Below are 26,063 nucleotides of genomic sequence, written 5' to 3'. Positions count from 1 at the left end.
GGGCTTTTCAGCCCGCCTTTTCGTTTGCATCTCTCAGCGCAATCAGCTTTCCAGATATTTGGAAGGATTGACCGGCGAGGAATTCTTGCGCACTTCAAAGTGCAGCTTCGGCGACTTCGCATTGCCGCTCATGCCGGACTTTGCGATATCTTCGCCACGACGAACCTTCTGGCCGCGCTGCACCAGTATCTGGCTGTTATGGCCATAGACCGTGACAAGACCGTTGTCGTGACGGATCAGAACCGTCTGACCGAATTCCTTCAAACCGTCGCCAGCATAGATGACGACGCCGTTTTCAGCGGCCTTAACCGAGGTTCCTTCCGGAACCATGATATCGATGCCATCGCTGACAGCGGTGCCTTCACGCTGGCCAAAGCTCGCCAGAATACGACCGCGAACCGGCCAGCGCATCTGGGAAATACCGGTGGAAGAAGGCGCTGCGGCCTGATCCTTCTCGGCATCCTCGATCACCTTGTTGCTCGCCTGCGGCGGCGTGTAAGGCTTGACGCTTCCAGCTGTTTCCGGCGCTGCGGCAACAGCCTTGGCAGGGCTTGCGGGCTGTGGTGTTACAGCGGCAACTTGCGTTACAGCAGCAGCACCGGCTGCCGGGATCACCAGCGTCTGGCCGACGCGGATTGCGCCGTTAGACAGGCCGTTGGCCTTCTTCAGGTCGTCAACCGGAACGTTGTGCTTCTGTGCGATAGAGAACAGCGAATCGCCGCTCTGGACCGTATAGCCGCCCTTTGGTGCAGGCGGCGTTGCCGTGTTCGCGCCAGCCGATGCCAGATCGGTTGCGGCAGCAGATTTCTTGCCGTTAACCGAAGGGACTGCGGGGACAACAGCTATGTTGTTGTCCGTCGGGCGCGGGGCACCCTGCCCCGGCGTTGCCGGAAGCTGGCCCAGAACCTTTTCCTTCGTGCCGTTCACGGCATTATGGGTCGTCGTGGCAGCGCTTGCCACGCGGGTCTCTGCGCCATTGACCTGATTGGCCGCCATATCGCGGGCCTGACCAACCTGGTTCTGCATCTGCGTTGATGCCGCAGCGACTGGTGCCTGAACCGACTGGCGCGCTGCGGCGACCGGTGCCGCCATCGGAGCGGAAGACACCGCAGAAGGCGCCGGAAGGGAATTGCGCTGTACCGTTCCGCTGGAAAGCCGCGGGGCTGGCGCTATTGGGGCGGACGCATAAACATCGCCTGCGGGCTGTTGCGCAACGCGCTGATTGGACGTCGAACCGGTAAAGATGCCGTCTGTGAAACGCATCGTATCGGAACTGCACCCGGCTCCAAAGCCGGCAATCAGAACAATTGCGACATTCCGCAGGAGACGTTCGGACGTATGATGCAAAATTGGGAAACGCATGTTCAACTCGTCCATACTCGAAACTCAGTAAGACGATTAAAGCGCGTTAATGTTACTCGCTGGTTAAGAACGGCCCAACTTTGGAAAAAGATTCACCAATTAAACACCATAAGCCCGCATTGGCGCGCGGCCATCATCGGTGGGCACTGAAACACATGACGGGTAGATTGGAAAATATTAATCTTCAGAGAACCGACGAAACGCCTTCAATGAAGGGCTGATAACGAACAGCCATCAGGTTTTCCTGCTCGAAACGGCTGCCAACCTTCGAGATTCGCGTCACGATCTGTTCGCCGTCACCGGGACCAATCGGCGTGATGAGAACCCCATGCGTTGCGAGCAGCTCCACGAAATGACGCGGCACTTCCTCGCAAGCCAGCCAGAGAATGATTCGGTCGAACGGCCCGCCCGGCATGCCATGCCGTCCATCGGCATGCTTGACCATGATGTTCTCACGCTTGAGCGAGACGAACTGCTGCAAGGCATGGTCGCAGAGTTTGCGGTAGCGCTCTACGGTCGTCACACGACCGGACAGCAATGACATGACAGCGGCGGTAAAGCCCGATCCCGTGCCGATTTCCAGCACGCGATGGCCGGGTTCCAGCTTGAGCGCGGCTAGCACACGCGCCTGATCGTCAATGCCTTCGATATATTCGCCGCAATCGAGTGGCGCCGTGCGGGTGCTATAAGCCAGATGCGACCACGCCGAAGCAAGAAAGCTCTGGCGTGGGGTTGCTTCAATGGCTGCAAAGAGGCGCGGATCATCAATGCCGCGCGCGCGCATGCGCAAGACGAAGGATGCAAATCCTTCCCGGTCCGAAAGCCTTGGCCGCTCAGACGTTGCCTGCCTCATGCTTCCCCCCGCTTCAAGCTTCAAGACCAAGCGCAGAGCTCAGTTCTGCACGAATCTTATGCGCCGTCAGGTCGAGGTGCAACGGCGTGACCGAGATGCAGTCGGAGCGGATGGCGGCCAGATCGCTGTCGTCGGCGACCGGAGCTTTGCCGCGACCGAACCGCAGCCAGAAATACGGAAAACCGCGACCGTCGCGGCGCTCGTCGAGACGCGCATCATGGCTGAGCTTGCCCTGCGCCGTCACGCGTGTGCCCTGCACTTCATCCGCACCGCAATTCGGGAAATTGAGGTTCAGCAGAACGCCTTCCGGCCAACCGGCTGCGACCAGCTTGCGGATGAGGTCTGGCGCGTGCGCTTCAGCCGTTTCCCAAGGAACGATCCGGCGGTCGCCTTCATAATCATATTCCTGCGACAGGGCGATGGAGCGAATGCCGAGCAGCGTTCCTTCCATCGCACCGGCCACGGTGCCCGAATAGGTCACGTCGTCTGCGATATTCGCACCGGAATTGACGCCGGACAGGATGAGGTCCGGCGCACCCGGCAGCACATGACGGACGCCCATGATGACGCAATCGGTCGGCGTGCCGCGCAGTGCGAAATGGGTATCGTCAATCTGGCGCAGGCGCAGCGGCTCCGACAAGGTCAGCGAATGCGCCAGACCGCTCTGGTCGGTTTCCGGCGCAACCACCCAGACATCATCCGAGAGCTGTCGTGCGATTCGCTCCAGAACTGCGAGGCCTTCAGCGTGGATACCATCATCGTTCGTCAGCAAAATTCGCACGTCTTCACTCCTGCTTTAGTTATTGAGATCCTGAATCACGCAGCCTTTTCAATGCGCGTGAGGCCGCCCATGTATGGCTGCAATGCTTCAGGAATATGAATGCTGCCATCTTCCTGCTGGTAATTTTCCATGACGGCTATGAGCGCGCGACCGACAGCAACGCCAGACCCGTTGAGGGTGTGGACGAAGCGCGTGGACTTCTCGCCCTCCGGGCGATAGCGGGAATTCATACGTCGACCCTGGAAATCACCGCAGACCGAGCAGCTGGAGATTTCGCGATAGGTGTTCTGACCTGGAAGCCAGACCTCGATATCGTAGGTCTTCTGCGCGCCAAAGCCCATATCGCCGGTGCAAAGCACGACGGTGCGGAAAGGCAGTCCAAGACGCTTCAGCACTTCTTCGGCGCAAGCCGTCATGCGCTCATGTTCGGCAATCGAGCTTTCTGCATCGGTGATCGACACCATTTCCACTTTCAGGAACTGGTGCTGGCGCAACATGCCGCGCGTATCGCGCCCGGCGGAACCGGCTTCCGAACGGAAGCAAGGCGTCAGCGCGGTGTAGCGCTGCGGCAGGGTCTTCACATCGACGATTTCGTCGGCGACCAGATTGGTCAGCGGCACTTCCGCCGTCGGAATCAGCCAGCGCCCATCCGTGGTGCGGAACAGGTCTTCCGAGAATTTCGGCAGCTGGCCGGTGCCATAAACGGCCTCATCGCGCACCATCAAAGGCGGCATGGTTTCGATGTAGCCATGCTGCGTCGTGTGGAGGTCGAGCATGAACTGACCAAGCGCACGCTCAAGACGCGCCAGACCGCCCTTCAGAATCGTGAAGCGCGCACCGGCGATTTTCGCGGCGCGTTCGAAATCCATCATGCCGAGCGCTTCGCCCAGCTCATAATGCTCCTTTGGCTGGAAGGAGAAATTGCGCTGATTGCCGACGCGGCGAACCTCGACATTGTCGGCTTCGTCCCTGCCAAGCGGCACATCGCCAAGCGGAACATTCGGTATTGTCGACAGCGCGTCGTTCAATTCCTTGACCAGCCGACGCTCTTCTTCCTCAGCGTGAGCGAGGAAATTCTTGAGCTCGTTTACTTCCGCTTTCAGCTTATCGGCGGTGGCGGTGTCTTTTTCAGCCATCGCCTTGCCGATTTCCTTCGAAGCGGCATTGCGACGTTCCTGTGCGGCCTGAACCTTGCCGACATTTTCGCGGCGCTTTTCGTCGAGCGCGATCAGTTCGGACGAGAGCGGCCCTGCCCCGCGCTTTGCAAGCGCCTTATCGAGGTCTTCAGGGTTTTCGCGAATCCATTTGATGTCGAGCATGGGAAAAGCCGTTTCGTGAAATTTGAGTACAAGCGGGCCGCAAAAGCTGCGGCCAGCGGAAATCGTAGTCTACGATCAGGAGGAAGAAGCGTCGTTTTCAGCTTCTTTTGCGTTCTCTGCTTCGTCGCGTTTCTTCTCGATCATACGAGCCACGATAATGGAAATCTCGTAGAGAAGGATCGTCGGCAAGGCAAGACCGATCTGGCTCGCCGGATCGGGCGGCGTCAGAACGGCGGCCACGACGAAGGCGATCACAATCGCATATTTACGCTTGTCTTTGAGGCCCGCCGAAGTCACCAGACCAACACGCGCCATGAGGCTGGTGATGACCGGCAACTGGAAAACCAGACCGAAAGCGAAAATGAGCGTCATGATGAGGCTCAGATATTCCGAGACCTTCGGCAGAAGCGAAATCTGCACTTCCCCCGCGCCGCCCGTCTGCTGCATGGCCAGGAAGAACCACATCACCATCGGGGTGAAGAAGAAATAAACGAGCGCGCCGCCCAGCAGGAACAGAAGCGGCGATGCAATGAGGAATGGCAGGAACGCCATACGCTCGTGCTTATAAAGCCCCGGCGCTACAAACTTGTAGATCTGCGCTGCGATGATCGGGAATGCGAGCACAATACCGCCGAACATCGCCACCTTCACCTGCGTGAAGAAGAACTCCTGCGGTGCGGTATAGATCAGCTCGGCCTTGGAGCGGTCCATGCCTGCCCAGTCGATGGCCCATTGATAAGGCACCACAAGCAGATTGAAGAGATGCTTTGCGAAGGCAAAGCAGAACACGAATGCCACGAAAAATGCCAGGATTGCCCAAATGAGGCGGCGGCGCAGTTCGATCAGGTGTTCAAGCAAAGGTGCAGCACTCTGCTCGATTTCATCCTCGTCACGGGTCACGCTTTGGTTCCTGTCTTCTTGGTGGTCTTTTTGGCAGGAGCAACCGCCTTATCGGCGGCTGGCTTTGCTGTATCCGCCGCTTTCTTTGCCGCGGATTTCACCGCAGCCGGTTTTGCAGCAGGCTTTTTGACAGCAGCAGGTTTCGCGACCGCAGGCTTTGCCGTCTCGGCCTTGGCCTTTGTCACCTTCGGTGCCGCTGGCGCAGCTTTTGCCGCCGTTTTGCGGGGCGCCCGCGCAGCCTTGGCAGGCTTTTCCGGGGCAGTGTCTGCCTGAACCGGCGCAGATACAGGAACAGGCGCGCCGCTCAAATCGACCGGTGTGGTCACTTCCGCAACCTTGTCAGGCGCCGCAGGCGACATGGAGGTCGAGGATTTGATGCTCGATTTCAGGTCTTCGCCTGCACTTCGAATCGGATCGAAAACCTGCGTCAGCTTGGAGCGCGGATCGAGCTTGCGTGTTTCGTCGATGATATTCTTGACGTCTTCCAGTTCCGCCTCTTTCAAGGCTTCGTTGAACTGGTTGCGAAACTCGTTGGCTGTCGCGCGCATGCGCGCCGTCGCCTTACCGAAGGCTCTAAGCATCTTCGGCAAATCCTTGGGGCCGACGACAACGATCATCACGATCGCAATGACCAGCAATTCAGACCAACCGACATCGAGCATTTTATACCCCGCGCAATGCGCGCGTGTCCCGTCTTTCGGCGGAAAACCGCACTTTTACAGATGACAAACATGCTGCGTATCCATCGCGATACGCAGCATTCTTGATCCGATAGATCAGGACTTGGTGGTTTTCTTGACGGTGTTGACGGTTTCTTCCGCCTTGGCGTCGATCGTGCGACCGTCATCCCCAGCGTCCTTGGCAGCGTCTTCGTCGTTCATGCCCTGCTTGAAGTTCTTGATGCCCTTGGCAACATCGCCCATCAGCTCGGGAATCTTGCCGCGGCCAAAAAGAAGCAGCACAACCGCCAGAACGATCAGCCAGTGCCAGATGGAAAAGCTACCCATTTCATTCCTCTCATCGCTGCTTAAACGCAGCCTGTTCCTGCAATCTCGATAGTGATTTAAGCGCTTTCAAGCAATCTTTCAAACGGAAGTATAGCTGTGAAGGCAGATGTGACGATTTTATTCGTCGCATGTGTCCTCTTTATGTGCAGCGAATTGTGGATCATGACGAGATTGGGCCTATTTCACCCTTTAGGAGCCAGCAGGCCGAGGCCTTCAAGATCGATATCCTCGAGCGGCTCTTCTTCGTCGGTCAGCTCATCCGGATCGATATTCGGCACCGGAACAGCAAAACTTGAAGGCATGCGGGATGAAAGAAGCCCTGCCCCGCGCAATTCTTCCAGACCCGGAAGATCGCGGATTTCCGGCAACCCGAAGTGGTCGAGAAACGATTCCGTCGTGCCATAGGTGACCGGACGGCCCGGCGTGCGGCGACGCCCGCGCAGCTTGATCCAGCCGGTTTCCATCAACACGTCCAGCGTGCCTTTCGAGGTTTCGACACCTCGAATATCTTCGAGTTCAGCGCGCGTGACCGGCTGGTGATACGCAATGATCGCCAGCACTTCCATTGCAGCTCGCGACAGTTTGCGCTGCTGCACCGCCTCACGGCTCATCAGGAAAGCGAGATCGGGCGCGGTACGGAACGCCCAGGCCGCACCGACCTGCACCAGATGCACCCCACGCGACTCATAGACTTTCTGGAGATGCTGCAAGATCGGAGCAAGCTCGGCTCTTGGTGGCAGGCGTTCCTGCAGCGCGCGCTCCGACACCGGTTCGGCGGAAGCAAAAATGATCGCCTCGACGATGCGCGCCAGATCGGCCAGTCCATTTGCCGGAAGCTGTGCTTCCTCAAATTCATCATCCATCTCGAATTCCGTCAGCGGGCGTTCGGCCTCAGACATCCTCGTCCTCGTCAAATTCGCTTAAACCGGGCTTGGCCCGCATATAAATCGGCTCGAACGGCGCATTCTGGCGAACTTCAAGCTTGCCTTCACGCACCAGTTCCAGACTGGCGGCAAAGGAGCTTGCGAGCGCCGACGCCCTTTCCTGCGGCGACAGCGCATAGTCGATGAGAAAACGGTCGAGCGAAATCCAGTCGCCGATATCGCCACCCATCAGGCGCACCAATGCGAAACGGGCTTCTTTCAACGACCAGACGGCACGCTTGGTAATCTGCACATTCGTCACGGCTTGCCGCTGCCTTTGGGAAGCGTAAGCCGTCAGAAGATCGTATAGCGAGGCAGAAAACTGGCTGGCGCGATCGACCATCACCACTTCCGGCATGCCGCGCGCGAAGACATCGCGCCCCAGCCGGCTGCGATTGACCAAGGCGGCTGCTGCATCGCGCATCGCTTCCAGCCGTTTCAGGCGAAATTGCAGGGATGCTGCAAGTTCTTCGCCGGTCTCGCCATCATCCCCTTGCTGCTTTGGAATCAGCAGCTTGGATTTCAGATAAGCGAGCCACGCCGCCATCACGAGATAATCGGCGGCCAGCTCCAGCCGGAACGCCCGGGCCTGCTCCACGAATTCGAGATATTGCTCGGCCAGCGCCAGAACGGAAATACGCGCCAGATCAACACGCTGGTTGCGCGCCAGATGCAGCAGAAGATCGAGCGGACCTTCAAAGCCCTGCACGTCGATCAGCAAGGACGGCTCGCTTTGAGCCCGTTCGGCATCGCTTTGCCACAGCGAATCCATCGGCACGAGCGTGCCGTCTTTTCCGTCCGTGTTCGTTCCTGATGCCGCCAAACCGCTTGCCTCTCGATGCGCAGTCGTCAATCACGCTGCCCGGACAAGCCGGGCAACGCATCTTTGCAGTTTACCAAGTTTTAACGATTACGCTATCGCTTCGAACATACCATTGAATTCTGCGCGCAGTTCATCTTCATCCGAAAGGTCCGGATCACCGGCGTAGACTTCGGCCAGATCAGCGCGACGCTTCGACTTGCCTTCAAGGACCGGCACGCGGGCGGCGACCTGAACCAGTTCCTCCATCACGCCTGCGCAATAAAGCACGATATCGCAGCCTGCTCCGGTGATGCCCCCAGCGATATCGCCAAGTTCACCGGAGAGCGCTTTCATCGAAATATCGTCGCTCATGATGAGGCCATCGAACTCAATCACCTGACGGATGATCGTGTTGATCACGGTCGGCGACAGGGTCGATGGACGCTGCGGATCGAGTGCGTCGAATACGACATGCGCCGTCATCGCCATCGGTAGATCATTCAACGCCTTGAACGGCACGAAATCATGCGCCAGCAATTCGCTCAATGGCGCGTTCACCCGGGCCAGTTCCTTATGCGTATCCGCAAAGGCGCGGCCATGGCCCGGCATATGCTTCATGACCGGCAATACGCCGCCCGCCAGCAAGCCCTCGGCAGCGGCACGGCCCAATTCAGCCACCGCATGCGGATTCTTGGAATAAGCGCGGGCGCCGATCACATCATTTGCGCCCTCGACGGGGACATCGAGCACCGGCAGGCAGTCGGAGGTGACGCCAACCTTCAAAAGATCGAAGGCGTGCAGACGCGCATGCAGCCATGCGGCGCGCAGGCCCGCTTCGCGGTCACGCGTATAGATCGCTCCAATCTCTCCAGCAGAGGGATAGTTCTGCACAAGCGGCGGACGCAGGCGCTGCACGCGCCCGCCTTCCTGATCTATGAAAACCGGCGTCTGATCGCGCCCCGTCACCTCGCGCATATGCGCGGTCAGTTCGGCAACCTGTTCAAGACTTTCGACATTGCGCGCGAACAAGATAAAGCCCCAAGGCCTCTCATCGCGGAAAAAGGCAACTTCATCCGGTGTAAGTTTTGTCCCCGAAACACCGGCAATCCAGGCCTTGCACTGTTTCATGCGAATATCCCTCGTCTTTTCCGCAAATTAGAAATTTGTTCTAACGAAAATTCCATGCACTTGATAGTGCATATGAAAAGGGCGGCCTCAAGCCGCCCTGTTCCTGTCTATTCCCGTGGCTTACCGCGTTACAAGGCAGCTGCCCCCAGCCGACTTCAACCGTCCGCAGAGCGCGTTGGCATCGTCACGCGAACCCGCCTGAACGCGGACACGGTAGTAGGTGCCCTTGCCCGGAATGTCGGCGCGCTTGATATCCACGCCGCGTCCGCCGATCACATTGGCGTATTTCTGCGCCATGTTGGAATAGGACTTCTGCGCCAGTTCGGCTGAAGGCTGTGATGCGATCTGGATGAAATATCCACCGGCACCGGCTGCCGATGCAACCTGCTGATTGGCCGCCGGAGCAGCAGCGGCAGGCGCTTGTGTCTGCGTGCGCTGCGGAACATTGCCCACGATATTGACCGGCTGTTCAGCCGGGCGCGACGGGACAACCGGAGCGCGAGCTGGAAGGCGCGGCGTTTCTGCAACCGGCGCCTGACCAACAGGGGCTGGCGCGGCGGGCTGCGGGGCCTGCGGCGCAGGTGCCGAAGATTCCGGCACGGAGTTGCCCGAAGCAATTGCCGCGATTTCGTCACCACCCACCGGAGCGGAAGGCTGTTCCGAAGGCTGGGGGGTGTTGTTGGCCGTCTGCGGTGCGGGCGATTCCGGCTGCATGATCGTGCCATCGGGGCGAACGATCATCGTTTCAACTTCACGCGGCTGGATCAAAGGCGCATTTTCCTGCGCGTTCTGATTACCGGTATTGGCCTGACTGTTTTCAGCCGACGAATCCGGCGTATCCGTCATGGCTTCATTGTCGTCCGTTCCGGAAATATCAACCGGCTCCTCGCCTGAGGTGATCAGTGATTTCTGTTCCGGATTGTTCGGCAAGGTGCCTGCCACACGGTCATAGACCGCCTTGTCCTGGTTCGGCACCGTTGCGCCGCCTGGGTTTTCCGGCTGCATCTTGATCGGCTGCGTGTCGGCACGAATAACGACCGGCTCTTCTGAGCCGCCGCCCATGAAGTGATATCCGATACCGCCGAGCAACACGACTGCACCGGCAACACTTGCCAGAATCAAGCCGCGACGACCGCGTACCGGACGATTGCGATAGGCTTCGGAAGCCTTGCCAAGATCGTCTTCCGGCTGCATGGCGGCACGCGCGCCATAGTCACCACCTTCAACGGTCTGTGCGCCCTGAGCAGCCCAGTGATTGTAGAAATCATCCTCGCTGCCAGCCTGCTCGCCTGCATTATACTGGCCGGTCTGGCGTGGCTGCGGGTGACCATAGGAGCTTGCGGCAGATGCAGCAACAGCAGCACCAAGTCCCGCCGCCGCAGCACCTGCGGCAACACCGGCGTTCGGCAGATAGCTGGATGCGCTTTCGCGGAAAATATCCTCAAAGGCTTTGTCGGCTTCGCTCTGCGCTTCCGATGGGGTGTTCAGCTCATCGACGCCAACCGTATTGAAGACCTCGGCAAATTCAGCTTCGAGATCACCAAGACCGGCAGCGGTTTCCTCTTCACCGTAATTAACTTCCGGCAGATCCAGCGAATGGGTCTGCTCAACCTTGTTTTCGGCAACGCTCAGCGTTTCCACATCCGGTGCGGGTGCGCTGGCAGCCTGCTGCGCGCTGGCAAAATGCGGCATCGATGTGGACGGACGATAATCCTCGTCCGACAGCACCGCATGCGCATAGGCAGGCGCGGCTGCGCTGTTTTCAACGCCGACCAGATCAAGATCGTCTTCGTTGAAGAAATCATCACCGCCAAGCAGTTCTTCATCGGTCGCCTTGAGCGGTTCCGATTCGGAATAATCACCCGAAGGCTCGAAACCGAAATCGTCTTCGGTCAGGCTCAGCTCATCAAGGTCGGACAGATCGTCATCGGTGCCTTCCGCTGCGGTCGCTGCGGAGAAAGCTGGTGCGTCGAAGGAGAAATCATCATCGAACGAAAAATCGTCGTCTTGCGCTGCAACTTCGTTCGAAGCTTGTTCCGAACCCGGGAAGGCGGCGTAAGGCGCTTCCGCCTGACCAACCGGCTGCGCTGCCGTCACTGGCATTTGCGCAGCAATGCCTGAAGCAAAGTTGCCACGGGTGTAATAGGGATAACCGGATGGCTCCGTGCGCGCGACAGCTTCGTGCACCGGCGCGGCAGCTACCGGCTGATGCGGTTCTTCAAAGGTCTGCTCATCCAGTTGCAGTTCGTCGAGCTCGAGATCGTCAAATGCAGGCTCGGCTGCTTCCTCGCCCGCATAGGCATGATCCTGCGCGGACGCGTAGGACACGGCCTGTTCCGGCTCGTAAGCTGGGGTCTGCGGAGCATAGGATACCGGCTCCGGCTGGTAGCCATAAGCGCTGTCATTTGCGGATTGGGGCTGTGGCTCATCACCGAACAGCAGGTTTTCCAGTTCGTCCTCAAGCGACAAGGACTGATGCGCAGGCTCGACATCATAAGACGGCGTAGCAGGCTCAACGGCCTGTACTTCCCAGTCGCGGCTTTGCGCAGTCTGGGTCAAATAGGATTCTTCGTGCGGCTCGATAGCCGGCTGATAAATCGTCGGATCAAATGCACCGGCTTCGGTCGCATGGCTTCCACGCGCACTATCCAGCGATTCGCGATTATCATAGGCCGAGTTCTGCGCCGCATAAGGATCGCCATACGAATCGCGGGCGCTCGAATAATCGGCATAATCGAACTGCTGAACGGGTTCAGTCCGTTCGATATCTTCGAAGTCGTCCAGTTCAGGCGCAAGAACGGATGCACCGCTATCCAGATGCAGGTCGAGTTCTTCCTCAAGAGCCGAAGCAAGTTCGTCTTCATGCACCAGCGGTTCGGCACCGCGATAATACTGCGCGCTGTAGCGCTGCTCCTGAGCGGCCTCGGACTCGGGCTCCACAGGCTGGCTCTGGCTGGCCGCCGGTGCGTAATCGTCGAAGTCGCCGAGAAGCTCGCGCTCAAGGTCTAGCGACGCATCGAAGCCAGGCTCCGCTCGCTCACGCGCCAGTTCATCTTGCGATCGGCGCTCGTTCCAAGCGGAATGATCACCTTGAGGCGCGCCAAAGTCCACGATTCGCGACAGTTCCATCAGCGGATCGTCTTCGTGCAGCGGACGCTCGCCGTAATTACGGGGATTTGCACTGCTGTCCGTCATGGTGTGTTCCTAACTCAAACCCTGGACGCCGCAAGACGTCACCTTACATTGCTTATTAGCGAGGCAATGTGGGCAAAAGTTGACGGTAGTTTCCTGCACCGAAAGACCAGAACGGGATAAACCAACACCTTCGGTTCATCCCGGTCCTTTCTCGTTAGACTTAATCGTCTGCACCCGAAAGCTTCGTTTGACTTAACGAACCCTCGATCAGTCGATCAGTCCTAGCGCATTTCCGTCGGAGCATCAGCCCCGATGATCGTCAAACCTGACGTCAGCACATCGGAAACAACCTGTACCAGCCCTAGCCTGGCTAATGACAAGTCTGGATCGTTAACCTTAATAAAACGTAAGTCCGGGTTCTCTGTGCCCTTATTCCATTGCGAATGGAACGCGCTGGCAAGATCAAACAGGTAAAAAGCCAGACGATGCGGCTCCTGATGGATCGCCGCTGCTTCGATCAAACGCGGATATTCTGCAAGCTTGCGGACGAGTGCGATTTCGCTCTCGTCGGTCAGCTTGTCGAACTGGGCGGCCATCGCCACACGATCCAGATCAGCGAGACCCAGCTGGTCGGCAGCCTGACGGAAAACCGAGTGCGAACGCGCCGATGCATACTGCACGTAGAACACCGGATTGTCCTTGGACTGTTCCGTCACCTTCGCAAAATCGAAATCGAGCGAGGCATCGTTTTTCCGGTAAAGCATCATGAAACGCACCGGATCGCGGCCCACTTCGTCCACGACATCGCGCAGGGTGATGAATTCGCCCGAACGCTTCGACATGCGCACCGGCTCGCCGTTGCGGTAGAGTTTCACCAGCTGGCAGATCAGCGCCGTGAGCTTTGCCTTGCCGTCGGAAACGGCACGCGCGACAGCTTCAAGGCGCTTCACATAGCCGCCATGATCGGCGCCCAGCACATAGATCATCTCGTTGAAGCCGCGGTCGTATTTGTCCTTGAAATAGGCAACGTCCGCCGCAAAATAGGTGAAGGAACCGTCAGACTTCATCAGCGGACGATCGATATCGTCACCCACTTCGGTCGAGCGGAACAGGGTCTGTTCGCGATCTTCCCAATCTTCCGGCAACTGGCCCTTCGGGGGCGGAATCTTGCCCTTGTAGACATGGCCCTTCAACGTCAGATCGTTGATTGCATTGCGAATCGCCCGCGCATGGTCAGCATGCAACTGGCGTTCGGAAAAGAACACATCATGATGGACGTTCAACGCTTCGAGATCGGCGCGGATCATCGCCATCATGGCATTGATCGTGGTTTCCTTGACGATAGCCAGTGCTTCCGTCTCCGGCATTTCCAGAAGCTTGGTGCCATATTCCTTGGCAAGCGCCTGCCCCACCGGCACGAGATAATCGCCCGGATAGAGACCTGCTGGAATTTCACCGATGATTTCGCCCAGCGCTTCGCGATAACGCAACATAACGGAGTTTGCGAGCACGTCGATCTGCGAGCCCGCATCGTTGATGTAATATTCCTTGACGACGTCGTAGCCCGCAAATTTCAGCAGGTTGGCCAAAACGTCGCCGACAACGGCGCCACGGCAATGACCGACATGCATCGGGCCGGTCGGGTTGGCCGATACATATTCGACATTAACCTTATTGCCTGCGCCAAGCTTGGACCGACCAAAATCCGTGCCTTCATTGAGCATCGCGGCAAGCTCGCGCTGCCAGTAGCTGGCCTTCAGACGCAGATTGATGAAGCCCGGACCGGCAACATCGACTGTTTCAACATCCTCGTCGTTCTTCAAGGCTTCGGCGATACGCACCGCAAGTTCGCGCGGGTTCTGCCCCACGGCCTTGGAAAGAACCATGGCCGCATTGGTCGCGATATCGCCATGGGTCGCATCGCGCGGCGGCTCGACACCCACGCGCGAAAGATCGAGTTCACCGCCATCTTTCGGTTTCAGATCAATATCTTGCAACGTCTTTTTGATACGTGCGTCGAAATCTGCGAAGATATTCATGGTCTGTCCTGTCAGGCTGTCGTCCGGCGTTGTGACTTGCGTATTCCGGAGTCGGCTCGTTCCATTAGATAGTTGTGTTGCAGGGGCCTTTTCAGCCTCGCCAGCACTTCGTTTGGCCCCGATTAAGCTAAATCGGGGGTATGGTCAAACAATCGTCGGTGTTCGCGCACGGCAAAATTGTCAGTCATCCCCGCCAGATAGTCGGCCACACGGCGCGCGCGCGACGGGATATCCAGCGTTTCGCAGCCCGATTGCCACTCGGGCGGCATGATCGACGGATCGGCAAAACAGGCATCGAAAAGGTCCTGCACAATTTTGTCCGCCGCCTGCCGACGCACCACCACGCTGTCATGGAAATAGAGGTTTTTGAACAAAAACCGCTTCAGCACCTTTTCCTCGTCACGCATCGTCGGCGAAAACGTCACCAGCGACCGGGACTGGTTATGAATATCGGCAAGGCTTTGCGGCTGCGTGACAGCAAGCCGACGCTGCGCCTCGGCAATCACATCCTCAACCATGATGGTGATCTGCCTGCGGACCAGTTCGTGGCCGGTGCGCACCGCATCGAGATTGGGATAGCGTCCGCGCACCACATCAAGCAGCCGCTTCGTCAGGGGCACTTCGTCCAGCGCGTCGAGCGTCAGCAGGCCCGCGCGCAGGCCGTCATCAATATCATGGGCATTATAGGCGATGTCGTCGGCAATCGCCGCGCATTGTGCCTCCAGGCTGGCAAAACGGCCCAATTCGAGATCGTAGCGTTCGTTGAAGTCCAGAATTGGCTGCGGCACTGGCTCATCCGAATGCACGGCATGCGGCCCGACCAGCGGACCATTATGCTTCACCAGACCTTCCAGCGTCTCCCAGGACAGGTTGAGACCGTCGAAATCCGCATAACGATGCTCAAGCTTGGTGACGATGCGCAGAGACTGGGCATTGTGATCGAAGCCGCCATAATCCTTCATGCGCTCGTTGAGCGCGTCCTCGCCGGTATGGCCAAAGGGCGTATGGCCGAAATCATGTACGAGTGCGACCGCTTCGGCGAGGTCTTCATCCAGCCGCAACGCACGGGCCAGCGCGCGCGCAATCTGCGCCACTTCAATCGTATGCGTCAGCCGCGTGCGGTAATGATCGCCCTCATGCGCAATAAAAACCTGCGTTTTGTGCTTCAAGCGACGGAAAGCGTTGGAATGGATGATGCGGTCGCGATCACGCTGGAACGGTGTGCGCGTCGGGCTTTCCGGTTCCAGCACCAGTCGTCCACGGCTTGAGGCCGGATCGCAGGCATAGGGCGCGCGTTCGCGATAACCAAAGCCTATTCCTTCCAGCGACATTGCGATGCATCCTTCACTGTAATATGATTACACCAAACATTGACTTCTATCGGTAGCGTTCATAGCTATCAGAGGAATATGAAGGCAAGTCTGCGATAATGGGCAGCAGGGGAAAATCACGCTCCAGCCCAGCAACTGCAAACGGATGAGACCGATGACAGGCATTACCGTTTCCGATTCCGCCGCAAAGCGGATCGCTAAAATTCTCAATTCCGAACCGGACAAGACCGCGCTGCGCGTTTCTGTCGAGGGTGGCGGCTGCTCCGGTTTTTCCTACAAATACGACCTCGTCGACGAACAGACCGACGACGACATCGTCATCGAAAAGCTCGGCGCGAAGGTGCTGATCGATTCGATCTCGGTTCCTTATATGGACGGCTCGGAAATCGATTTCGTTGACGATCTGATGGGACAATCGTTCCAGATCCGCAATCCGAATGCGACCGCCTCTTGCGGTTGTGGCACAAGCTTCGCGATTTAGACGGTCCAGAACGCACCGCATAAAAATAAACCGGCTGCCTCGTGGCAGCCGGTTTTGTTTTGTCAGACTTTCACCGAAGCGACCGTCGCATCGATATGGTCCACCAGCGCGTCGGGCAGACCAAGACGTCCAGCCAGCATATCGAGATAGCCACGTTCTGCCCGGCTATCGGGATCGATGGTCAAACGCGAGGCGGTGTAAAGCTCCACCTTCTGCTCTTCTGTTTGTGCGGCGGCGACCAGTGCGTCGAGATCGACGGGCTCTGCCAGTTCTTTCTGGAAAAAAGCTTCCGCATCGTCATCAAGCCCCGAAATCTGAAGCTTTTCCATGATGCGCGCGCGCTCCGCGTCGTCGATATGGCCGTCTGCCTTGGCGGCGGCGATCATGGCCTGGATCAGCGTCAGGGCAAAACTGTTGCTCATGGCTGGCGAATGCGGGTGAAAAGGAGAATCGGCGGGCGGCGGCGGAAGCAGTTCCTGCTCCTTTGCCACCGGCTGTTCCGCCGTTTGCGGCGATTGACCGGACTTGTAGTTCTTATAGGCCAGATAGCCCAGGCCGGCAATGGCCGCGATCCCGCCAACAGTGGCGACATTGCCTGCCAGCTTGCGGCCCGTCTTGGTGCCAAGAACCGCCGCGGCGATAGCGCCGGTCGCAAGCGGGTTCTTCTTGGCCAGATCACCCACCTGCCCGGCTCTGTCCTTCACGCTCCCCGACATGCCTGGTATTTGCGATCCCAAAAACTGGTCGAGAAGTTTCTTGGCGTCGAACATCGTCATCTCCTGTCTGGCTCCATTGAGTCCGAGATAGGAACGCGATGGCGACAATACAAATACAACCGGCATCGAAATATGCACTTGGCTGCAATTTCTGTGATGAGGTCTGCGCCGTGCTTGCCCTCACCCTTTCAAGCGCCTAATCATTGAGCCATGAAGATTGCTACGTGGAACATCAACGGCGTCAAGGCCCGCATCGAGAACCTTCAGCATTGGTTGAAGGAGTCTTCGCCCGATATTGCCTGCCTGCAGGAAATCAAGTCGGTGGACGAGCAGTTCCCCCGCCTTGAGCTTGAGGCGCTTGGCTATCACGTCGAGACCCATGGCCAGAAAGGCTTCAACGGAGTCGCACTTCTCTCCAAGAAGTCACCCGATCAGGTCAATCGCGGCCTGCCCGGTGATGACAGCGACGAACAGGCGCGTTTCATCGAAGGTGTGTATTCCACCGATAAAGGTGTCATCCGCGTCGTCTCACTCTACCTGCCGAACGGCAATCCAATCGATACCGAGAAATTTCCCTACAAGCTTTCGTGGATGCGGCGTCTGGAAGCCTGGGCAAAGGATCGTCTGGCGCTTGAGGAACCGCTTGTGCTGGCTGGCGACTATAATGTCATCCCCGAGCCGCAAGACGCGAAAAACCCGCAGGCATGGCTTGGCGACGCGCTGTTTCAGCCGCAATCACGGCAGGCGTTTCGCAAGCTCGAAAATCTCGGTTTTACCGACGCTATTCGAGCGGCGACCGACGATGACGGCATCTATTCATTCTGGGATTATCAGGCCGGTGCCTGGCAGAAAAACAACGGCATTCGCATCGATCATCTAATGCTCTCGCCGGAAGCGGCCAATCGTTTCGTATCGACCGATATTGAAAAACACGTTCGCGGCTGGGAAAAGCCATCCGACCACGTGCCGGTAACAGTCACGCTGTCGGTTTAAAAACGGAAAAGCTTAGAAAGACCCCTTGGTCGTCATATCGCTCGCAAGAGCCACAGCATTCCGGCGATCAGCTTCACCGACAATTGAGAAAGCCTGTTCCTGCATTTCGCGGATCCAGGTGCAATCCTCGGCGGCGCAACGCTCAGAGGCAGCCGTCATGAAAGCCAGCCCGCGCACGGTCTTGCCTGCCTGAAACAACATGTTTCCAAGCATGGCCTGAGCGCTGACATTGCCTTTATTCGCAGCCAGCTGGAACCAGCGCGCAGCCTGAACCGAATTGCGCTCTCCACCCTCACCGGACAGAAGCATCTTGCCAAGTTCAAACTGGGCGGCAGAGTCACCGAAATTCGATGCAGCTTGCACGTAAAGATCGCGGGCGACACCAAGATTGGCGCGTACCGGCGAACCCGGAATGCCGCGTTTCACATAGCCAGCCAGCGCGACCAGCGCGTCAGCGACATAGGAATCGTTCTCGGAACCCGGTTCGGAACCCTCACGCACGATCTTTTCGAAAATCTTGTAGGCTTCGTAATCGTTTTCCGCCACGCCGTCGCCATCGGCATACATGCGCGCCAGTTTCCACTTTGCACCCTGATGACCACGCTCGGCGGCATAACGCAGCGCCTTGATCGCCTCGTCCTTGTGACCGTTCTTATAGGCGGAGAAGCCGAACTTGAAGAGTTCAAACGGGCTGCGCGACTTTTCGGAATCGTCGTTCAGATCAAAAGCAAAGGCACTGTTGCAGGCGATGGCCAAACCAACAGCCATGGCAATAACAGGATATGAAAAACTACGACTACGCATCACAACGCCGGTCTTTCACAATAGTTGGCACAAATCGTGGAGAAAGATTTCATTACAGGCAGAATAGCCACGCTTTTCGTCAAGACTGAGACCCGATCTTGGCCGAAAAAAGCCTTGCCATCATTGGAAGGAATCGGAGCGGCGGCGGCAAGGTTTCCCTTGCTTGCAATCGGTGTGCTCTGCAACAACGCGCTCTTGCTCATTCCTGCCTAATCCTGCGGGAGCCTTCGCTCCAGATTGTTTGACGGCTTTTGCCTTTCCTTGACGGATGATGTCCCTTTGTGGCGGGAAATAGGCAAAAATGACCGTAGTTCTTTCTAACCTAAAGTAACGGTAAAGACTGTTGCCGTTTGACAACAAACCGATTGTTGTTGATCCCTTTGAATATGCTCCCCATGGAACAGAACGCTGACGATTGTTTCCGTCTGAGGGCCGCATAAAATAGAATGCCTATGACACCGACGATTGCAACCAACCGGATCCCATGCGCAATTACAGACGCCCCTATCGGCGCCCCAATAGGCGAAACAACTCCGGCACCCGCAAAAGCGGAATGGGAGGTCTTCGCAGCATCATACTGACTTTATTGTTCTTTTCAGCCATCGTTATCGGCATTTCATACTTGCCGAATGAAAAGCGCCCGACCGAAACGCGCGATGGCTCGGTCTATGTCATAGATGGGGATACGGTGATCATAAACAAGGTGCATATTCGCCTGAAGGGTATCGACGCACCGGAGATGACACAGAGCTGCGAGCGAAACGGCAATAGTTACGATTGCGGCAAGGAAGCTCGCAATTTCTTGCGGGCAAGAATCGGAAGGGCAACGATTCGCTGCGAGACCGAGGGCTTTGACCGTTATGGCCGCGACCTGGCGCGTTGTTATCTCGGAGAAACCGACCTCAATGGCTGGATGGTGCAGCAGGGTTGGGCGCTTGCCTATGGCGATTATGACCGCGAGGAAACAGACGCCCGCCGCAACAGCCGCGGCATGTGGGCAGGGCGTTTCGAGAAGCCCTCGTCATGGCGGAAGGAAAATCCGCGCGAGGATAAGGATGCGCAGACGGGGAGCAAGACCTCATCGCTGGACCGCAATAGTATCGACGCTTTCGTTTACTATATTAAGGAGCGTATCGCCGCCTTCATCGACCGTTTCCAATGACGACATCCCGAAATCCGGAGCGAAGCTTCGTGGAAGACCTGATCACGCTCAGCCAATCGATCAAAGCCTGCCGCATCTGCCGCGATGAGCCGCTGTTTCAGCCACCGCTGCCACATGAGCCCAATCCTGTCTGTTTTGTCTCCAATACGGCACGTGTCGCGATCTGCGGTCAGGCACCGGGTATCCGCGTGCACAATACGTCCCTGCCCTTTAACGATCCTTCCGGCGACCGCCTGCGGCAATGGCTTGGAACGACCCGTGAGGAGTTTTATGATCCGGCCCGGTTTGCCATCGTTCCCATGGGCTTCTGCTTTCCCGGCTATGACAAGCATGGCGGCGACCTGCCCCCGCGCCGCGAATGCCGTATGACTTGGCATGACCGGGTCTTTGCTTCCATGCCGCAATTGGAGTTCGTTCTGGTAGTGGGGAAATATGCGCTGGCCTACCACCTGCCCGACTATCGCGGACGCAACCTGACCGAAACAGTGAAGAACTGGCGTCACTTCATTGAAACGCCCAACAAGGCAGGACGGATCGTGCTTCCGCTGCCTCATCCTTCCTGGCGAAACAGCGGCTGGCTGAAACGCAATCCATGGTTCGATGAAGAGGTTGTGCCTATTGTTCAGGCAAAAGTGCGAAGCCTCATTTGCGACGATAAATAAATTTTACTGGATTGGTTCTCATAAGAATATTTTTCCTGTAACTTCTGCCGATAGCACATCATAAGGTATGACGTTTCGCACACTCGTAAAGTTCGGGAAACGATTTCTAAAACCGGGAACGGAAACGCATGGACAGGCTCGACAGAAAAATACTGCGCTTATTGCAGGAAGACGCAACATTGGCAGTGGCAGACGTTGCCAAGAAGGTTGGCCTTTCCACAACGCCTTGCTGGCGTCGTATCCAGAAGCTTGAAGAAGATGGTGTCATCAAGCGCCGTGTGGCGATCCTCGATCCGATCCGCGTCAATGCGCGTGTGACGGTGTTCGTATCGGTGCGCACCAGCTCGCACAGCCATGAATGGCTGAAGCGCTTCTCGGAAGTGGTGCAGGAGTTCCCCGAGGTTATCGAATTCTACCGCATGAGCGGCGATGTCGATTATCTCCTGCGTGTCGCTGTGCCGGATATTGCGGCCTATGACGCCTTCTACAAGCGCCTGATCAGCAAGATCGAAATTCGCGACGTGTCGTCATCCTTCGCGATGGAGCAGATCAAGTACACGACCGAGCTGCCGCTCGACTACATGGTGCTGGATAAGGAAAATAATTGACCTCCCAGTCTTTGAAATGAAAATGAAAAGCCCGGCAGTGCCGGGCTTTTTGTTTTTGTTAGTGCTTCGCGGAGGCTACACCGGCCTGCTCGAAGGTGGCCATGCCGCTATGGCATTGAGCCGCCGCCTTGACGATGCTGGCGGCGAGTGCGGCACCGGTGCCTTCACCGAGACGCATGCCGAGATCGAGAAGCGGCTCCTTGCCAAGCTTTGCCAGCAGCAGGCGATGGCCCGGCTCAGCTGACACGTGGCCGAACAGACAATGATCAATTGCTTCCGGATTTGCCGCATAAAGTATCGCAGCAGCCGAAGAGGCGACGAAACCGTCGATAATGACCGGGATTTTTTCCATGCGAGCGGCCAGAACGGCGCCTGCCATGGCAGCAATTTCACGCCCGCCGAGGCGGCGCAGCACTTCAAGCGGGTCTTTCAGATGCGCCTGATGCAACGCAACCGCCTGACGAACGGCTGCAAGTTTGCGCTGCAACAGATCGCCCGTAGAACCTGTGCCCGGCCCCACCCAGTCTTCCGCCGTGCCACCGAACAAAGCGAGCGCGATAGCCGCCGCAATGGTCGTGTTGCCGATACCCATTTCACCGATGCAAAGAAGATCGGTGCCGCCGGCAATCGCCTCCATGCCGAAAGCCATGGTCGCCGCGCAGGTGCGCTCATCCATGGCCGGTTCTTCGGTAATGTCTGCCGTCGGATGCTCCAGCGCCAGGTCGAAAACCTTCAGGCCCAGATCATTGGCAATGCAGATCTGGTTGATCGCCGCACCACCCGCTGCAAAGTTTTCGACCATCTGCGCCGTGACGCTGGACGGAAACGGGGTGATGTTCTTTGCCGTGACACCGTGATTGCCAGCAAACACCGCGACCAGCGGGCGGTTGATCTGCGGCGTGCGCTTTCCGGTCCATGCGGCGAGCCAGGCTGCGATGTCTTCAAGACGCCCCAGCGAACCGGCAGGCTTGGTCAGAGTTACCTCGCGCTCGCGCACGGCCCTTTCCGCACCCAGATCGGGACCGGGCAGATTGCGGATCAGTTCACGAAAATCGTCAAAGGGAAGGCCACTGGCGCTCATATCGTTCAGTCCAATCGATCATGGGAGATGCAAATCTGTTTGGCACGTCCTATAAGCACTGACACAATTTTTCAAATCACCTCTTCGAGCCAACGGCCCTTGAGGCGAAATATCGCGAGCCCCGAACCCTTCTTTGGGCGATAAAGTGTTGCGGAGCAGTCATTTGCAGCGAAATGGTTTCATAGGCGATACAATCCGGTCGCTCGGCTTTCTGAGCCGTCTGCCGCTTCCGCGAAGCTGGTTTGAAAACACGGACGATTCGCTATTGCGCAATGCACGCGCCTTCCCGCTTGCCGGTGCCGTGCTGGGCCTGCTTGCAGGCATCGCACTGATGGTCGCCAATTCACTGCATCTGCCGGCCCTCGCCTGCGGATTTATTGCCGTTGGCGCGCTGGCAGCCATGACCGGCGCGCTGCACGAAGACGGACTTGGCGATACCGCGGATGGCTTCTTCGGCGGCGCAACGCCGGATCGACGCCTCGATATCATGAAGGATTCGCGCATCGGCACCTTTGCCGCACTCACGCTCGTCGCCTGGGTCGGCATCAAGGCTTCGCTTCTGGCCACTATTATAGAGCGCGTGGGGCCCGGCTATGCATTGCTTGCGCTCATCGCCTGCGAAGCGGCGAGCCGTTCGGCCATACTCGCCTTCTGGCATAGCCTGCCCTCCGCCCGCCCCGGCGGGCTTGCGGACAGCGTTGGTGCGCCAAGTTGGGAAACGGTCGTTTGCGGCGTGGCGCTGGGTTTCGTTATTCTGGCGGCGGGGCTGATCCCTTCAGGCGGCGTCCTGTCCGTCATCAATGCGCTTGTTCTTGTGACGCTGCTGCTTGTCGGTTTCGCCCGGCTGTGCATGTCGAAAATCGGCGGGCAGACGGGCGATACTTTGGGCGCTGCGCAACAAATCGCGTCGCTTGCGGTGTTGATCGGGCTTGTCATGGCCCTGTAATGCAACCACATTTCATGCATGAACACGGCGACAATCAAATCACCTTGCATATTGATATGCACGATGGACGCAGAAACCGGCTTTTGTCTCGGTTGCGCGCGCACGCTTGATGAAATCACGCGCTGGTCCGGGATGAGTGCCGAAGAGCAGATCACTGTGCTATCACTTCTGCCCGACCGGCATGAAATTCTCATTGAAAAGAAAGTAGGTTGATGGGGCGTTTCTTCTGGCTCGTTATTGCCGCTGTCGCAATTGTCGCTCTGCTGCTGATGTCCAACAATGACAGCGGTACCACGATGGGCCTCGACAATGATGTCTTCGCCCGCGCAGCCTATCTTGGCATATGGGGCGTGGTTCTCGCCGCCGGTCTGCTCGGCTCTGGCATCAAGCTTTCGGATTTCGCACGTAATATGGCCGTATGGGCGGTGATTATTCTCGGTCTCGTTGCAGGCTATCAGTACCGCTACGACCTTCAGGATGCTGCCAGCCGCATTACCGCAGGCCTTATTCCCGGCAGCCCGATTTCCGGACGAAACGCCGAAGGGTCGCTGACCGTCACACTTGCCAAAGCCGCCAATGGCCATTTCGAAGTGAATGGTCGCGTCAACGGCGCGCGCGTGCATTTTCTGGTCGATACGGGCGCATCTTCCGTCGTGCTCTCACAGCAAGACGCGGAGCGCGCGGGTCTGGATACCGGGTCGCTCAACTATAATGTCCCGGTGATGACAGCCAATGGCACCGCTTCCGCCGCCAGCATCACTATCGCGAATTTGCAAATCGGCAACATCGAACGCCAAAACATCCGCGCCATGGTCACCAAGGAAGGCCTCATGACCGGCAGCCTGCTCGGCATGAATTTCCTGCAGACGCTGGGCGGCTTTACGGTGCGCGGCGATCAGTTGATCCTGATCGATTAAGCCGCTTCGGCACTGGCTTCGGTTACAACAGCATAGGCTTCACGCAGCACAGCGCTGGTAGCACCCGGCTTCGTCGCGTCGGTGGACAGCATCTGGCGCCAGCGGCGTGCCCCCGGCAGGCCGCTGAACAGGCCCACCATATGGCGGCTGACATGGGAAAGCCTGCCGCCCGATGCGATATGCCGGTCGGTATAGTCGCACATGGCTTCGATAATATCCGCCATTTCAACCGCGACAGGTTCATCGCCAAACAGACGGGCATCCACTTCAGCCAACAAAGCGGGATTGTGATAGGCAGCGCGTCCGAGCATCACACCATCCATCTGTTCCAGATGCGTTTTGGCTTCATCAAGCGTGGTAATACCGCCGTTGATACCGAAGAAAACATCGCCAAGACGCTGCTTCAGGCGATAGACACGATCATAATCCAGCGGCGGAATTTCGCGGTTTTCCTTCGGTGACAGCCCTTTCAGCCACGCCTTGCGTGCATGCACCCACAAGGCGTCGGCGCCTGCGGCAAGCGCCAGATCGGCCAGCGCATCGAGCGCCACTTCCGGGTCCTGATCATCGACGCCGATACGGCACTTGACCGTGACCGGCACGGAAACAGCTGCCTTCATCGCCTCCACACAGCGCGCCACGACTTCGGGCGTCTGCATCAGGCAAGCGCCGAACGTGCCCGACTGGACGCGATCCGATGGGCAGCCGACATTGAGGTTGATCTCGTCATATCCAAAGCCGATCCCGATCTTTGCCGCTTCTGCAAGCTTCACCGGATCGGACCCACCGAGCTGCAAGGCGATTGGATGTTCCGCCGCATCAAAACCGAGCAGGCGGTCGCGCGGACCGTGGATCGCCGCATCCGCCACGACCATCTCCGTATAAAGCAAAGCGCGCTTCGAAAAGAGCCGGTGAAGATACCTGCAATGCCTGTCAGACCAATCGATCATCGGCGCAACGGCGAAGCGATAGTCCGGATAGTTGCGATTTTTCGACGGTACATCAGTCATTTAGGCATAAATCCTGAGAAGGCGATTCATGGAGCGTTTCAGAGCAATCGGCCCGATTGCAGGCAATGTGGTCCCAATCTGGCACCGGAACGGCGCAAAAAGCCACAGTTGCGCAAAATGTTCAAGTTTTGCGGCTTGGGGTTCGCTTTGCACCTATATAGGAGTTTATCGCGTTCAGCGCCAACCAGCGCAGTTATAAGCCAAAGACTGTGACTTTGGTCGCATTTGCGCATTATGATCGCGTTCTAAAGCATTTCTTCCGATTCTTTTCTCATTCATTCAAGGAAATCCGGCGTGACCTCCCTTTCTCCCTTCGGTAAAACCTTCGATGCCTTCCTGTTTGACATGGACGGCACGATCCTGAGTTCCATCGCCGCGACCGAACGCGTCTGGGGAGAATGGGCCAAGCGCCACGGGATCGATCCGGTTACATTTCTGCCGACCATTCATGGCGTACGCGCAGTCGATACCGTTCGCCGCCTTGATCTCGGCCTTGACCCCGATCAGGAAGCGGCCATCCTGCTGGAAGCTGAAATGGCCGATCTGGACGGTATCGTTCCGATCGACGGCGTCTGCGATTTTCTGAAGGCCCTACCGGAAGATCGCTGGGCGATTGTCACATCCGCCCCGCTTGAGCTGGCCCGACGCCGCATCAAGGCAGCTGGACTGCCGCTGCCGAAAACCATTGTTTCGGCAGAAGATGTCGAGCGCGGTAAGCCGAGCCCTGAATGCTTCCAGTTGGGCGCAAAGAAGCTTGGTTTCGATCCACATCGCTGTCTGGTGTTCGAAGACGCTCCGGCTGGCATCGTCGCAGGCGAAACGGCTGGCGCTTGCGTGGTCGTCGTCACGGCAACGCATCCCCATTCACCGCAGACCTCGCATCGCAGCATAAACAGCTATCGCGAGTTCGAGTTGAACGTGGCCGACGACGGCAAGCTTAGCCTTGCCGCAGCAGAGCCGATGCCGGTTGGATAAGCGCGACGAAATTCTGGTTATGGCGACCCGAAAATGGTGGAGTTCGAGAACCGGAGCGGAGTGTACTTGAAGCATGGTCCCGAAAAGTTGCAGACTTTTCGGGTAAGACTATGCGTCGAATAAAGTTA

At 57.7% G+C, this 26,063-nt stretch carries 27 protein-coding genes; 9 read left to right on the top strand and 18 right to left on the bottom strand.

Features of this window, described 5'->3' with window-relative positions:
• Positions 1-42: 42 nt before the first annotated feature.
• The 13 genes from dipM to HWD97_RS06455 all read right to left on the bottom strand — a co-directional run bounded on the left by dipM (position 43) and on the right by HWD97_RS06455 (position 15,580).
• On the bottom strand, positions 43-1,377 hold the full coding sequence (gene dipM, locus HWD97_RS06515; RefSeq protein ID WP_109368866.1) for a cell division endopeptidase DipM: 1,335 nt from the start codon (positions 1,375-1,377) through the stop codon (positions 43-45).
• A 169-nt stretch (positions 1,378-1,546) separates the two neighbouring features.
• Positions 1,547-2,215 carry a protein-L-isoaspartate(D-aspartate) O-methyltransferase gene (locus tag HWD97_RS06510; protein WP_109368865.1) on the bottom strand — a complete coding sequence of 223 codons (669 nt, stop codon included), beginning with the start codon at positions 2,213-2,215 and terminating at the stop codon, positions 1,547-1,549.
• Between the two features lie 13 nt (positions 2,216-2,228).
• Positions 2,229-2,996, bottom strand: coding sequence for a 5'/3'-nucleotidase SurE (gene surE, locus HWD97_RS06505; RefSeq protein WP_109368864.1), 768 nt, complete (start codon positions 2,994-2,996; stop codon positions 2,229-2,231).
• A 35-nt stretch (positions 2,997-3,031) separates the two neighbouring features.
• On the bottom strand, positions 3,032-4,315 hold the full coding sequence (gene serS, locus HWD97_RS06500; RefSeq protein WP_109368863.1) for a serine--tRNA ligase: 1,284 nt from the start codon (positions 4,313-4,315) through the stop codon (positions 3,032-3,034).
• A 75-nt stretch (positions 4,316-4,390) separates the two neighbouring features.
• A complete protein-coding gene (tatC, locus tag HWD97_RS06495) occupies positions 4,391-5,215 on the bottom strand; it encodes a twin-arginine translocase subunit TatC (protein WP_109368862.1) in 825 nt (274 codons plus the stop codon).
• Positions 5,212-5,877, bottom strand: coding sequence for a Sec-independent protein translocase protein TatB (tatB, locus tag HWD97_RS06490; RefSeq protein WP_109368861.1), 666 nt, complete (start codon positions 5,875-5,877; stop codon positions 5,212-5,214). The genes tatC and tatB overlap by 4 nt, the downstream gene beginning before the upstream one ends.
• A 114-nt stretch (positions 5,878-5,991) precedes the next feature.
• Positions 5,992-6,222, bottom strand: coding sequence for a twin-arginine translocase TatA/TatE family subunit (locus HWD97_RS06485; RefSeq protein WP_109368860.1), 231 nt, complete (start codon positions 6,220-6,222; stop codon positions 5,992-5,994).
• 182 nt (positions 6,223-6,404) lie between these two features.
• On the bottom strand, positions 6,405-7,121 hold the full coding sequence (scpB, locus tag HWD97_RS06480; protein WP_109368859.1) for an SMC-Scp complex subunit ScpB: 717 nt from the start codon (positions 7,119-7,121) through the stop codon (positions 6,405-6,407).
• A complete protein-coding gene (locus HWD97_RS06475; RefSeq protein ID WP_109368858.1) occupies positions 7,114-7,968 on the bottom strand; it encodes a ScpA family protein in 855 nt (284 codons plus the stop codon). The genes scpB and HWD97_RS06475 overlap by 8 nt, the downstream gene beginning before the upstream one ends.
• A gap of 87 nt (positions 7,969-8,055) precedes the next feature.
• Complete coding sequence (nagZ, locus tag HWD97_RS06470) at positions 8,056-9,075, bottom strand: beta-N-acetylhexosaminidase (protein ID WP_109368857.1); 1,020 nt, start codon at positions 9,073-9,075, stop codon at positions 8,056-8,058.
• Between the two features lie 120 nt (positions 9,076-9,195).
• A complete protein-coding gene (locus HWD97_RS06465; protein ID WP_371834884.1) occupies positions 9,196-12,270 on the bottom strand; it encodes an SPOR domain-containing protein in 3,075 nt (1,024 codons plus the stop codon).
• Between the two features lie 221 nt (positions 12,271-12,491).
• Positions 12,492-14,249, bottom strand: a complete 1,758-nt coding sequence (gene argS, locus HWD97_RS06460) for an arginine--tRNA ligase (RefSeq protein ID WP_109368855.1) — start codon at positions 14,247-14,249, stop codon at positions 12,492-12,494.
• Between the two features lie 122 nt (positions 14,250-14,371).
• The gene (locus HWD97_RS06455) at positions 14,372-15,580 is read right to left on the bottom strand and encodes a deoxyguanosinetriphosphate triphosphohydrolase (protein WP_109368854.1); all 1,209 of its coding nucleotides are present in this window, start codon (positions 15,578-15,580) and stop codon (positions 14,372-14,374) included.
• 154 nt (positions 15,581-15,734) lie between these two features.
• Here HWD97_RS06455 and erpA point away from each other — a divergent pair, with 154 nt between their 5' ends.
• Positions 15,735-16,061, top strand: coding sequence for an iron-sulfur cluster insertion protein ErpA (gene erpA / locus HWD97_RS06450; protein WP_078338486.1), 327 nt, complete (start codon positions 15,735-15,737; stop codon positions 16,059-16,061).
• Positions 16,062-16,123: 62 nt separating this feature from the next.
• Here the strand turns inward: erpA and HWD97_RS06445 are convergent, their stop codons facing one another.
• Positions 16,124-16,831, bottom strand: a complete 708-nt coding sequence (locus HWD97_RS06445) for a tellurite resistance TerB family protein (protein ID WP_109368853.1) — start codon at positions 16,829-16,831, stop codon at positions 16,124-16,126.
• A 156-nt stretch (positions 16,832-16,987) separates the two neighbouring features.
• On the opposite strand from HWD97_RS06445, the gene xth reads away from it, so the two are divergent.
• A complete protein-coding gene (xth, locus tag HWD97_RS06440) occupies positions 16,988-17,770 on the top strand; it encodes an exodeoxyribonuclease III (RefSeq protein ID WP_109368852.1) in 783 nt (260 codons plus the stop codon).
• Positions 17,771-17,782: 12 nt separating this feature from the next.
• On the opposite strand, the gene HWD97_RS06435 is transcribed toward xth, so the two are convergent.
• Both HWD97_RS06435 and HWD97_RS06430 read right to left on the bottom strand, forming a co-directional pair.
• Positions 17,783-18,574, bottom strand: coding sequence for a tetratricopeptide repeat protein (locus HWD97_RS06435; RefSeq protein WP_109368851.1), 792 nt, complete (start codon positions 18,572-18,574; stop codon positions 17,783-17,785).
• Positions 18,574-18,777: a hypothetical protein gene (locus HWD97_RS06430; protein WP_109368850.1), complete on the bottom strand. Its 204-nt coding sequence runs from the start codon at positions 18,775-18,777 to the stop codon at positions 18,574-18,576. The genes HWD97_RS06435 and HWD97_RS06430 overlap by 1 nt, the downstream gene beginning before the upstream one ends.
• 350 nt (positions 18,778-19,127) lie before the next feature.
• Here HWD97_RS06430 and HWD97_RS06425 point away from each other — a divergent pair, with 350 nt between their 5' ends.
• The 3 genes from HWD97_RS06425 to HWD97_RS06415 all read left to right on the top strand — a co-directional run bounded on the left by HWD97_RS06425 (position 19,128) and on the right by HWD97_RS06415 (position 21,006).
• Positions 19,128-19,736, top strand: coding sequence for a thermonuclease family protein (locus HWD97_RS06425; RefSeq protein WP_371834883.1), 609 nt, complete (start codon positions 19,128-19,130; stop codon positions 19,734-19,736).
• Complete coding sequence (locus tag HWD97_RS06420; protein WP_109368848.1) at positions 19,733-20,398, top strand: uracil-DNA glycosylase family protein; 666 nt, start codon at positions 19,733-19,735, stop codon at positions 20,396-20,398. Before HWD97_RS06425 ends, HWD97_RS06420 begins: the two co-directional genes overlap by 4 nt.
• 128 nt (positions 20,399-20,526) lie before the next feature.
• Positions 20,527-21,006 (top strand): Lrp/AsnC family transcriptional regulator, encoded by a 480-nt coding sequence (locus HWD97_RS06415; protein WP_078338480.1) that lies wholly within the window; start codon positions 20,527-20,529, stop codon positions 21,004-21,006.
• A gap of 58 nt (positions 21,007-21,064) precedes the next feature.
• On the opposite strand, the gene cobT is transcribed toward HWD97_RS06415, so the two are convergent.
• The gene (gene cobT, locus HWD97_RS06410; protein ID WP_371834882.1) at positions 21,065-22,087 is read right to left on the bottom strand and encodes a nicotinate-nucleotide--dimethylbenzimidazole phosphoribosyltransferase; all 1,023 of its coding nucleotides are present in this window, start codon (positions 22,085-22,087) and stop codon (positions 21,065-21,067) included.
• A 163-nt stretch (positions 22,088-22,250) separates the two neighbouring features.
• Here cobT and HWD97_RS06405 point away from each other — a divergent pair, with 163 nt between their 5' ends.
• The 3 genes from HWD97_RS06405 to HWD97_RS06395 are packed head-to-tail and all read left to right on the top strand — an operon-like array spanning position 22,251 to position 23,950.
• Complete coding sequence (locus HWD97_RS06405) at positions 22,251-23,033, top strand: adenosylcobinamide-GDP ribazoletransferase (RefSeq protein WP_109368846.1); 783 nt, start codon at positions 22,251-22,253, stop codon at positions 23,031-23,033.
• Positions 23,034-23,051: 18 nt separating this feature from the next.
• A complete protein-coding gene (locus tag HWD97_RS06400; RefSeq protein ID WP_109368845.1) occupies positions 23,052-23,246 on the top strand; it encodes a DUF1289 domain-containing protein in 195 nt (64 codons plus the stop codon).
• On the top strand, positions 23,246-23,950 hold the full coding sequence (locus HWD97_RS06395; protein WP_109368844.1) for a TIGR02281 family clan AA aspartic protease: 705 nt from the start codon (positions 23,246-23,248) through the stop codon (positions 23,948-23,950). Before HWD97_RS06400 ends, HWD97_RS06395 begins: the two co-directional genes overlap by 1 nt.
• Here the strand turns inward: HWD97_RS06395 and dusA are convergent.
• Entirely contained in the window at positions 23,947-24,960 is a 1,014-nt protein-coding gene (dusA, locus tag HWD97_RS06390; RefSeq protein WP_371834881.1) for a tRNA dihydrouridine(20/20a) synthase DusA, read from the bottom strand. The genes HWD97_RS06395 and dusA overlap by 4 nt on opposite strands.
• Before the next feature lie 294 nt (positions 24,961-25,254).
• Here dusA and HWD97_RS06385 point away from each other — a divergent pair, with 294 nt between their 5' ends.
• On the top strand, positions 25,255-25,935 hold the full coding sequence (locus HWD97_RS06385) for an HAD family hydrolase (protein ID WP_109368842.1): 681 nt from the start codon (positions 25,255-25,257) through the stop codon (positions 25,933-25,935).
• The last annotated feature ends 128 nt before the right edge of the window (positions 25,936-26,063 follow it).

The organism is Ochrobactrum sp. C6C9, assembly GCF_022627935.1.
In the GTDB taxonomy this organism is placed as follows: Bacteria; Pseudomonadota; Alphaproteobacteria; order Rhizobiales; family Rhizobiaceae; genus Brucella; species Brucella teleogrylli.
Note: the sequence above shows the minus strand (reverse complement) of the source record. Positions and strands in the feature narration are given on the sequence as shown.